General features: G+C 62.4%; 9 protein-coding genes. 6 read left to right on the forward strand and 3 right to left on the reverse strand.

The genetic code is table 11. From position 1 onward, the window contains the following. The first annotated feature begins 38 nt into the window (after positions 1-38). A complete protein-coding gene (locus AX703_RS21840; RefSeq protein WP_062347217.1) occupies positions 39-905 on the forward strand; it encodes a LysR substrate-binding domain-containing protein in 867 nt (288 codons plus the stop codon). Between the two features lie 2 nt (positions 906-907). Here the strand turns inward: AX703_RS21840 and AX703_RS21845 are convergent, their stop codons facing one another. After that, positions 908-1,390, reverse strand: coding sequence for a hypothetical protein (locus AX703_RS21845; RefSeq protein WP_156452170.1), 483 nt, complete (start codon positions 1,388-1,390; stop codon positions 908-910). Positions 1,391-1,620: 230 nt separating this feature from the next. Between AX703_RS21845 and AX703_RS21850 the strand changes: the two genes are divergently transcribed. Beyond that, entirely contained in the window at positions 1,621-2,523 is a 903-nt protein-coding gene (locus AX703_RS21850; RefSeq protein ID WP_062347219.1) for a LysR substrate-binding domain-containing protein, read from the forward strand. On the opposite strand, the gene AX703_RS21855 is transcribed toward AX703_RS21850, so the two are convergent. Beyond that, complete coding sequence (locus AX703_RS21855; protein WP_369821048.1) at positions 2,520-4,256, reverse strand: cation:proton antiporter; 1,737 nt, start codon at positions 4,254-4,256, stop codon at positions 2,520-2,522. The two genes, AX703_RS21850 and AX703_RS21855, sit on opposite strands and share 4 nt — an antisense overlap. 120 nt (positions 4,257-4,376) lie before the next feature. Between AX703_RS21855 and AX703_RS21860 the strand changes: the two genes are divergently transcribed. Genes AX703_RS21860 through AX703_RS21870 form a run of 3 tightly spaced genes read left to right on the forward strand, consistent with a single transcriptional unit; the run spans position 4,377 to position 8,031 of the window. Beyond that, on the forward strand, positions 4,377-5,807 hold the full coding sequence (locus tag AX703_RS21860) for a DUF4139 domain-containing protein (protein WP_062347221.1): 1,431 nt from the start codon (positions 4,377-4,379) through the stop codon (positions 5,805-5,807). After that, positions 5,807-7,312, forward strand: a complete 1,506-nt coding sequence (locus tag AX703_RS21865) for a DUF4139 domain-containing protein (RefSeq protein ID WP_082734741.1) — start codon at positions 5,807-5,809, stop codon at positions 7,310-7,312. Before AX703_RS21860 ends, AX703_RS21865 begins: the two co-directional genes overlap by 1 nt. Positions 7,313-7,368: 56 nt before the next feature. After that, the gene (locus AX703_RS21870; RefSeq protein ID WP_197423802.1) at positions 7,369-8,031 is read left to right on the forward strand and encodes an SCO family protein; all 663 of its coding nucleotides are present in this window, start codon (positions 7,369-7,371) and stop codon (positions 8,029-8,031) included. 72 nt (positions 8,032-8,103) lie between these two features. On the opposite strand, the gene AX703_RS21875 is transcribed toward AX703_RS21870, so the two are convergent. Continuing rightward, positions 8,104-8,994: a MarR family transcriptional regulator gene (locus AX703_RS21875; RefSeq protein ID WP_369821049.1), complete on the reverse strand. Its 891-nt coding sequence runs from the start codon at positions 8,992-8,994 to the stop codon at positions 8,104-8,106. Between the two features lie 301 nt (positions 8,995-9,295). Here AX703_RS21875 and AX703_RS21880 point away from each other — a divergent pair, with 301 nt between their 5' ends. Then, positions 9,296-9,625: a hypothetical protein gene (locus AX703_RS21880; RefSeq protein ID WP_197423803.1), complete on the forward strand. Its 330-nt coding sequence runs from the start codon at positions 9,296-9,298 to the stop codon at positions 9,623-9,625. Positions 9,626-9,657 lie beyond the last annotated feature (32 nt).

Raw genomic sequence — 9,657 nt, forward strand, 5'->3', positions numbered from 1 at the left:
ATATTGAAGATTGCAAACGTCAATGATAAAAACCCGTCATGGCCCTGCGGAACCTCGACATCGACCTTTTGCGCTGCTTCGTGATGATTGCCGATACGGGAAGCTTTACCCGCGCCGGTGAGAGGCTGGGCCGGACGCAGTCGGCGATATCCCTGCAACTGAAGCGCCTTGAAGAGCAGGTCGGGCGCTCGCTGTTCCTGCGGAGCCCGCGACACCTTTCGATCACGCCCGAAGGCGAACGGCTGATCGGCCCGGCCCGGCAAATTCTGCGGCTGAACGATGCAACCTTGGCCGAGATGTTCGAGCCGGACATTGCCGGGTCGGTCCGCGTCGGCGTGCCCGAGGATTTTGCGACGGCCCATCTGCCCTCGGTTCTTGCAGCATTCACCGAGGCGCACCCGCTGGTCGAGCTTGAGGTAACTTGCGATCTGACTCTCAATCTCCTCGAGCGCTTTCACGCAGGTCACTTCGATCTGGTCCTGGTAAAGCGCCAGCCGACGCAAGACGTGCAGGACGGCGTTCGGGTGTGGCGCGAGCCACTGGTCTGGGTCGCGCGGGACCGACAATCAGCGGCAGACTTCGAGCGGGTGCCGTTGGTGGTTTCGCCCGAGCCGTGCGTCTACCGCAAACGCGCCACGGAGGCACTGGACGCGATAGGGCGCGGCTGGCGCGTGGCCTATACATCGACCAGCCTGGCGGGGAGTCTTTCTGCGGTGCGTGCAGGACTTGGGATTACCGTATTGCCGCTGGAAATGGTGCCTGCCGGCTTGGCGACAGCTGGAGAGGAGGCTGGCCTGCCGCCGCTTTACGACACCGAGATAGCCCTGCTCGAAGCGCCCGGCCTTTCGGATACGGCGCACTTGTTGGCCCAGCACATCATCGCAGCACTGGAACGCGGAGCGTGACCTCAGTCGTCGAGGTTCAAGCGGGCGAACACTTCGGGCCGGATGCAGCGCAATCCGTTCTCGACCGGGTTGGCACAGCGCGATGGTGCGACCCGCAGCTGCGCCTGGTGAAGCGGTGGTCCGGCCTCTACGCCATCCGTGACCAGACGTAGGCCATCGCCTCGCTTTGCACAGACCGTGACCTCGCGTGTGCTTGAACAGCGCCGATCATGCGCGACCGGGCGAGGAGACGAGGTTTCAGGCAAGCGGTAGGCATGGTGAGCCTCAAGCGGTTGGGGCGTTCCGGTCGTTACGGCAATCGCGGCCAATATCTTCAGCATGGCGAGTGACCTCTCGGTCTGGGCGGGATAGCCCTGAATTGTCTGGCGGCGCCTCGTGGCAGGGTCGTCACAATGCGCCGCCAGTGCTCCGCTGCCGTCGGCTTGCCGCTTCCGGGGGCGGGCCAGGTCGGCAGTGGCGCGCCTTGCGTCGGGTAGATCGCGCAAGGCCCGTTGCGAAACTCTTGGGGCGACGCGGACTGGCGGTGCGTCGCCCCGGCAAGGCATCAAGGGATGGTCTGGCAGTTCAGCGAGGGGGGACGAGTGCGAACTGTTGGAGATCGACCATCGGCGGGGCATCCTCTTTTGCCTTGCCCCTGCACAATGCCAAGGCCAGACCGTTGCGTCCAATCGAAAGACCGGCGACGAATCGATAGAATTCTTCTATCGGTGGTCTCATGCCTACAGTCAGACAGCTTGAGTATTTCCTGGCGGTTGCCGAACTGCGTCACTTCGGACGCGCGGCGCAATCCTGCAACATTTCGCAACCTACCCTCAGCCATCAGTTACGTGCTCTTGAAGATCGGCTCGGCACCACCTTGATCGATCGCGCATCGCAAAACGTGGAATTGACGCCGGTGGGTCGCGAAATTGCCGAACGAGCGCGCCGGGTGCTGCGGGAAATCCGGGACATCCGCGCGGTTGCGGCGCGCGCGCGCAAGCAGCTTTCCGGTATCGTCCGGCTGGGGATCACGCCCACGCTGGGGCCTTACCTTTTGCCTGCCCTGATCGGCGCGCTCAATGCCGAACAGAGCGACTTGCGCTTCTACATCCGTGAAGGGATCCCGGCCGAACAGACCCGTGATCTCGCATCGGGTCGTATAGATCTGATGGTGGGGCCGGGGCCGGTGATTGGTGAGGACCTGGAGGTCGTCCCCCTGTTCGACGAGCCCATGAGCGTTGTGGCATCGCGCAGCCATCACCTCGCCGGGCTTGCCCACATTGACCGGTCGGACCTCAAGGGTGAGCGCTTCCTGACGCTTGATCCACGCCACCACTATCACCAGCAAGTCCAGCGTGTCTGCGCCGAACTCGGTGCCGAGATGCTGCTGGATTACGAGGGGACAAGCCTGGACAGCATTCACCAGATGGTGGGCAGCGGTGTTGGTCTGGCAATTCTGCCGGAGCTTTACCTTCGGTCGGAAGTGGGGGGCGATGCTCTGGTCGTTCGCTTGCCGGTCCAGAATTGGCGCTGCGAACGTGCCATCGTTGCTGCCTGGCGTGCCAAATCGGCAGGCGCGGACGATTACCGCACCTTGGCGCAGCGCATTCGCGACGAAGCCGCCGAGTTGCTTGCCTAGGTCGGACGCCCTTGCGGCTCCGTGATGATACGGTCGCGCGCGACACGGACGTCGCCCGCTTCGATCTGCAGTTTTAGCCGTTCGCGATCATTGGCGCGGAACATGTCTTCGGCGCGCGCAATGTCTTCTGCCGAGAGGCCTGCATCAGCGAGGGCGACGCGAGCCATCTTGACCGCGGACTCCATCACTTCGCGCACGACGGCGCTGACTGGCGTGCCGCGCAGCCGGATGAGCGCACGCCGGTCGTAGGCGCGAACATAGATTGACGCGCGCGGGAAAGCTTCGTGCACGGCTTCGACCAGATCAGTCGTGACCTGATCGCCGTCCATGCAGAAGAAGATCATCTCCGCTTCCGCTGCCCCGGCTTGACGCAGCAGATCGAGCCTTGTCCCGTCGCCGAAATAGACCTTGGCCCCGAACGTGGCTGCCACGTCGATCATCTCGATGTCGGTATCGACCATCGTCACCGGGATGTTGCTGGCCAGAAGCATCTGCGTGACACCCTGCCCGAAGCGGCCAAAACCCACGACCACGGCGTTCGAACCGTCGGGCTGGGGGCCTTCGCGCTCTCCGGGCGAAGCATTCTCCGCTTCGCGTCGGATCCCTGCTGTCGCCATCATCAAAAACGGCGTCGTGGCCATCGACAGGGTGACAACCGCTCCGAACAGGCTGGCGGCTTCGGGAGCGATGAGCAGTGCTCTTTGCGCCTGCGTGAACATCACGAAGCCGAATTCGCCGCCTTGGCTGAGCAGCAGGCCGAGGGCGAGTGCGCCGCGCCAAGGCATGCCGAAGAGGCGGCCGATGCCGAAGATGATCGCCGCCTTTACCGCGATCAGGCCGAGGGCCATGCCGGCGACGAACAAGGGGCGCTCGGCGATGGCGGCAAGGTTGAGCATCATGCCCACGGCGAGGAAGAAGAGCCCGAGCAGAATCGAGCGGAACGGCTCGACATCGGCTTCGAGTTCGTGACGATAGGGGCTGTCTGCCAGCATGACGCCTGCGACAAATGCGCCCAAAGCTGTCGACAGACCTAGGAGTTCCATGACGGCTGCCGACGCCATGACGGTAAACAAGGCAGCGACCACGAACATCTCGCGCTCGCCCAGATTGCCGATCAGGCGGAAGAGCGGCCGGATCAGATAGCGGCCAGCGGCGATCAGTCCCCCGATGGCGCCGAGAGTGTAGAGCACCATCAGCCACCCGGGAGGGCCCCCGGCATCGGCGGGGTTGCGGCTCATTGCCGTGATGATCGTGATCATCGGGATGATCGAAAGATCTTGGAAGAGCAGGATCGCAAAGGCGCGTTCGCCGAACGGCGTGCGCAATCGGCCCGAGGATTGCAGCATAGGCAGCACCTGCGCCGTGGACGAGAGCGCCAGCGGCAGGCCCAGGGCCAGCGCTGCTTCCCAGCTGAAATCCGTCGTCAACAGGATCATGCCTGCGACGGCGAGCCCACAAGCGGTTACCTGAAGCAGGCCAAGGCCGAGGATGTCGCGCTTCATCTTCCACAGCCGGGATGGGTTCAATTCCAGCCCGACCAGGAACAACAGCAAGGTTATGCCCAGTTCGGCGATGCCGAGCTTCTCTTCCGCATCGCCAACCAGACCCAGCAATTGCGGGCCGACGACAGCTCCGGCCACGAGATAGCCCAAGGTCGCCCCCAGCCCCAAGCGTCGGAAGATCAACACGAAGGCCAGGGCGAAGCCGAGCAGGAGGAATCCATCGCGGAGCATTGATGTGTGTTCGGCCATCCTTTCTCTTTAGGCCGCTCATGTTTCATCGCAACCGTCGTTCAGCCTGCGTTGATCTGGCACCAGAGAGAGGTTAGCCTTTCGAGAACGGTGGAGGGGCAGATGCGCAAGGTTCTTGGTCTTCTGGGATCGGCTGTTCCCATAGTGGCTCTGGCTCAGACCATTCCGACAAGCGCGCAAGGCGACGTCTCGCTCACCATCTATAACAACGATCTCGCGCTGGTGCAGGACGTGCGGCAGATGTCTTTGCCGACGGGGCGGCATCGTCAGGAGTTTCCTGATGTTTCTGCAGCCATCCGACCAGAGACAGTGACGCTGAATGCCGGGGGCACGAGCATTGTCGAACAGAACTTCGACTACGACCTGCTGACGCCCGAAAAGCTGATGGACAAAGCGGTTGGACAGACCGTGACACTCGTGCGCGGGGCAGACGACAAGCGCGAGACGGCGACAATCCTCGCCAATAACGGCGGAACGATCGTCCGCGTGGGAAACCACATCGAAGTCTTGCAGAATTACGGTGCGCGAGTGCTGTTTTCCAGCTTGCCGCCGGGCTTGCGGGCGCGCCCGACGCTGTCGGTAACCCTGGACACGACCGCGCCGGGCGCGCGCCCGGTTTCGCTGAGCTATCTCTCGCGCGGGTTCGGCTGGAAGGCCGATTACGTGGCATTGTTCGATGAGGCAGCCGGCAAGATTGACGTGCAGGGCTGGATCACGCTCACCAACAATAGCGGCACGACGTTTGACAAGGCCAAGGTGCTGTTGGTGGCGGGCGCAGTCGGCGATGGCAGCGGCGGCTATAATGGCGGATTTCGGCCCCAGCGTCCGATGATGCCCGGAAACCGACCTGGAACGGAAAGCGCAGCTCGCGAGAGCCTGGGTGACTTCTACGTCTATCCGATTGCCGGGCGAACCACGGTGGCCAATGCCCAGCAGAAGCAGGTCAGCTTCCTCGACGTCGGCGGCGCGCCCGCGACCAAGGCCTACCACTTCCGCAATGGCTGGCTTTCCAGCCAGACCGAGCCGCAGAGCGCCGATACGGTGTTGCGCTTTTCGACATCAAGGGAAGCCGGACTGGGCGATGCCCTGCCGGCAGGCACGGTGCGGGTCTACATGCGCGATGCGCGCGGGCAGCCGCAGTTCATCGGCGAGAACACCATTGGCCACACCCCGATGGGCTCCAGCCTTGCCCTCAAGACTGGCGACGCGTTCGACGTAAAGGTCCAGCCGGTGCTTGAAAAGCGCGACCGGATCGACAGCGGGGAATGGGAGAAGACTGCGCGCTATCGCATCACCACGCCGGGCAAGGCCCCCAGCGAAGTGACGGTGGAGAGCGAGAAGGTGTTCTGGCGCACGACAATGACCTACAAGGTGACCAACGCCCGGGCCACGCCGGTGACGGTTGAAGTGGTACAGGGCGGGCTCGACAATTGGTGGCATGATGCGCGCGTGCCGAGCGAGAGCATCAAGGGCGAGCAGCGCTCGGCCGACGAGCGGGTGTGGCAGGTCCCGGTCTTGCCGTCGTGGCCCTGATGCTCAGCGTGGCACCAGCGCTGGGACAGGACCTTGTTACATCGCCCGGGCCCGACAGCGTCGCGGTCAGCATCTATCGCGCGCCAGACCGGGACAGCGACGAGGCGATGGATCTCGATTGGCTCGAAGGCTACGCGCTCGTTACCGAGAAGCGCACCGTGGATATTCCTGCGGGCAAAGCCACCGTGCGCTTCGAAGGCGTGGCGGCGGGGTTGTTCCCGGAAAGCGCGATCGTCACCGGACTGCCTTCGGGCGTGCGGGAGAAGAACCTTGATGCAGACCTGCTTTCGCCGCGCAGCCTCTATGCGCGCATGTTTGGCCGGCCGGTGATCTTGCGGCGAACCGACCTTGCGACCGACACGGCCCGCGAAGAGCGCGCGGTGATCCGCTCTGGCCCTGATGGGGCTGCCATCGTGCAGACGGCAGCGGGCTTCGAGGTTGCCAACTGCGGCGGCCTCGAGGACGAAATACTCTATCCCGAAGCACCAAAGGACCTGTCTGCGAAGCCGACGCTTTCAATCGAAACGGATAGCCAGGTGGCGCACAAGGCAACGCTCTCGTTGTCCTACCTCGCTTGGGGTTTCGATTGGCAATCCAACTACGTCGTGCGAATGAACGCGGATGGCCAGACGGCCGATGTCTCGGCGTGGGTAACCCTGGCCAGCAGCGATTCCATGAGTTTTGCCGATGCGGAGACTGCGGTGATCGCGGGCAAGGTCAACCGCGAGGACAGCTCCCAAGGGGAAAAGCCCTCGGGCGGGGAACTGGAACTGACCTGTTCGCTGTCGCAGCTGGCACCACCGCCCCCGCCTGCACCGCCGCCCCCGGCGATGGTCATGCCTGCGCCAGCGATGGAAATGGCCGACATCGTGGTCACGGCTCAGCGTGTGGGTCCGTTGAATGCGCCCGTCACCGTGCAGCAGGAGGGCCTTGGCGATCTCAAGCTGTACCGGGTGCCAGTGCCGGTTACCGTGGCGGCCAATGCGCAGAAGCAGGTCGCCTTGGCGCAGAAGCATGGCGTGAAGATGGAGGCACTCTATCGTGCGGATGTCTCCGAAGACAGGGTCGGCGAGGTGCGCCAGATGTTGCGCACGCGCAACCGCAAGGAAGACGGGTTGGGCCTGCCGTTGCCGGGTGGGCCGGTATCGGTGTTCGAACCGGTTCGCTCTGGCCCGGATCAGGGCGCGATGCTTCTGGCCGGAGAGGGCGGACTTCCGGACCGCGCGGTGGGGGAGGACGTCGAGATCCTGCTTGGCGAGGCGACGCACATTGCGGCCAGCATCCGGCAGATCGCTTCTGACGACGTATCGCGTACGGTGGCATTGGACGTGAGCAATGCTCGGCCGGTTCCTATGCGCTTCGAGGCCCGGATTTTGTCAGGTGGGAGAATGGAGGGTATCTCGCAGCGACGTCTTGTGCGCAGGGACGGACGGACGATCTGGTCGGTCATGGTACCAGCGCGCGGCAAGGCCAGTCTGACGTACAGGATTGTTAATTCTGACTAAAAACCGACACTTATCCTTCCGAAGACATTTTCACCTGCTATCTCGGCGGCATGACCATGCAGAGCGACTTCCGGCGATCGTTCATGGAGCGTAAGCTGCGGCTGATTGTCGTGCTTCTGCTATTGCTTGGCGCGGCGGGGTATCTGTGGTGGGCTGCGCGGCCGGAGAGGCGATACGAACAATCAGGTGTTGCTGAAGACGGCAACTATCGGCTCGTGGCGCAGGACGGATCACTGTTTCAGCGGTCCAGCCTCAAGGGGCATCCCTACATTACATACTTCGGCTATGCATCCTGTCCCGACAGATGCCCGGCGATGCTTGCTCGGCTTTCGCGCATCCGCGCCCGGATGGGGTGGACGCATGAAGACCTGCCGATCGTGTTCATCACCGTAGATCCCGCGCGGGACACTCCGGAACGCCTTGATGCCTTTGTCAAAAGCCTTGGGGAGAATATCATCGCGCTGACAGGCGAACCGCAAGTCATAAACCGCATTACCGACAATGCGGGCGTGTTCGTGAAGGTCATTCCGCAGTCCGGCAACAACTACCGCATCGAGCATACGACGAAGGCGTTCCTCTACAACGTGGACGGCGATTTTTGGGATACGGTCAGTCCGCAGGAAGCCGACGCCCGGATCGAAGCCAAATTGCGTGACGCCGCAGTCAGCCCACCGCCCAAAACCGAAATGTCTCGCGCCACATTAGAGAGGCGTCGATAACTCCAGTTCGTTGGCGGGCTGCGGAGCGACTGGCTTTGTCTCTCGCGGTTGCCGAACTTGAGTTGCTGGTTGTCAGAGCGATGGCACGGCCGCCTCGATTTCCGCAAAGTAGTGCGCCATTGCATTGGCCGCCTTGTCCGAAAGGGCGATGAACGCGCGGCGGCGATCAGTAGCATCTTCCGCCCGGCAAAGAAGCTCGGCCTCGGTCAACTGGCCGATCCACCGCAGCGCAGTTGTCGGCGGAACGCCCGATGCAATGCACAGAGATGTGACGGAAACTCTTTTGTGCTCGGCCCGCGCCGCCGTGAGATCGAGCAGCATGTCCCATGCAGGGTCAGCGAACAGATCGCCTTCGAAGAAGCGGGCGCGCAACTGGCGCTGGCGTATGATCTTGCGGACAAGGCTAGGGTCGGGCAGCGAGGGGCGAGTACCTCGCGCGATACGCACGCCGGCACAGTCACGCTCTCCGGTCGCATCAAAAGCGAAGGCGGAGGCCTGGACGTGATCAGTCGCCGCCGATGAGCCAGACAGCGTTTCCAGGCGATTGGCGATTTCGCTTACCTGCTGGGTCAAGCGAAGCAAGGACATGCGATCGGTGTCCGACAGCTCACGAACTCGGCCTCCCTTGGCCGAGAGCGTAGGAGAGGCGAGGACGTGGCCGAGCGCGATGACCCGGTCCGACCGAGATGGATTGACGAGGATCTGCGCACCGGACTGATCGAGGCAACCGAATACATCATCCAGTGCCCCCACGCTCGTCGAAACGATCAACTGGCTACCTGTGCGGGCAGCACGTTCATCCAGCGAGACAAGTGCTGCAATGTCGGCACCTTCGAGGAGCGGGCAATCGACCAGTACCAGATCGCCCAATGCCTGCTCTGCACGCGCATTGAGCAATTGCGTCAGCTCGCCCGTGCCGCAGACGCGCAACCCTGCAGCCGATGCATCTTCGGCCATCTCCATGCGAAGATAACTGCGATCGGCGAAGATCGACACGGCAAGAGGTGTGGGAGGGCTGAGCCATGCTGCCTGCTCGTCAGCGAAAGGAGGGGCGTCAAAATCTGTGGCAGTAAAGTTTGGTGCGAAGGCTTGGACCAGCGTCATTGCAACGTTCCCTCAGTACTTGCCCTAAGTGTGAACATGAGTGGAACATACGTGGATCAGGTCAAGATCATTTATCTCGATTTCGGATAAAGTATGGCGGACATTGGAGGCAGGCCGACCCGGAACCCCTCGATTCTCCATATTTTCAGCGCTTGATATGATGGGATTTGTTCGCGATATCGGGCCGGTGTTCTTACTGCAAACTGCCTCCATTTCGGATGTTCCAGCGCAACTAGTGCAGTCTCAGCCATTTCTCATTGAAACAGCACATGAAAATGCCAAGCAGGGCGAGTCGGCGCCGAGTTTGCAGCTGACAGCGGCGCAACTTTTCCAATTGGCCGATTCTGCTCGCGATGCCGGCGATTATGTCACGGCAGAGACGGCCTATCGCGCGTTGGCGGGCAACCCGGATATCGAACTGCGGAGCGAAGCAAGGTTTCGCCTGGCGATGATGCTTGCCGACCAGATGGTCGCCCGTGAAAAACTCTGAAGCCTTTGGGAATGCGTGGGTTTTAGCGGATT

Source organism: Novosphingobium sp. CCH12-A3 (genome assembly GCF_001556015.1).
GTDB lineage: Bacteria > Pseudomonadota > Alphaproteobacteria > Sphingomonadales > Sphingomonadaceae > Novosphingobium > Novosphingobium subterraneum.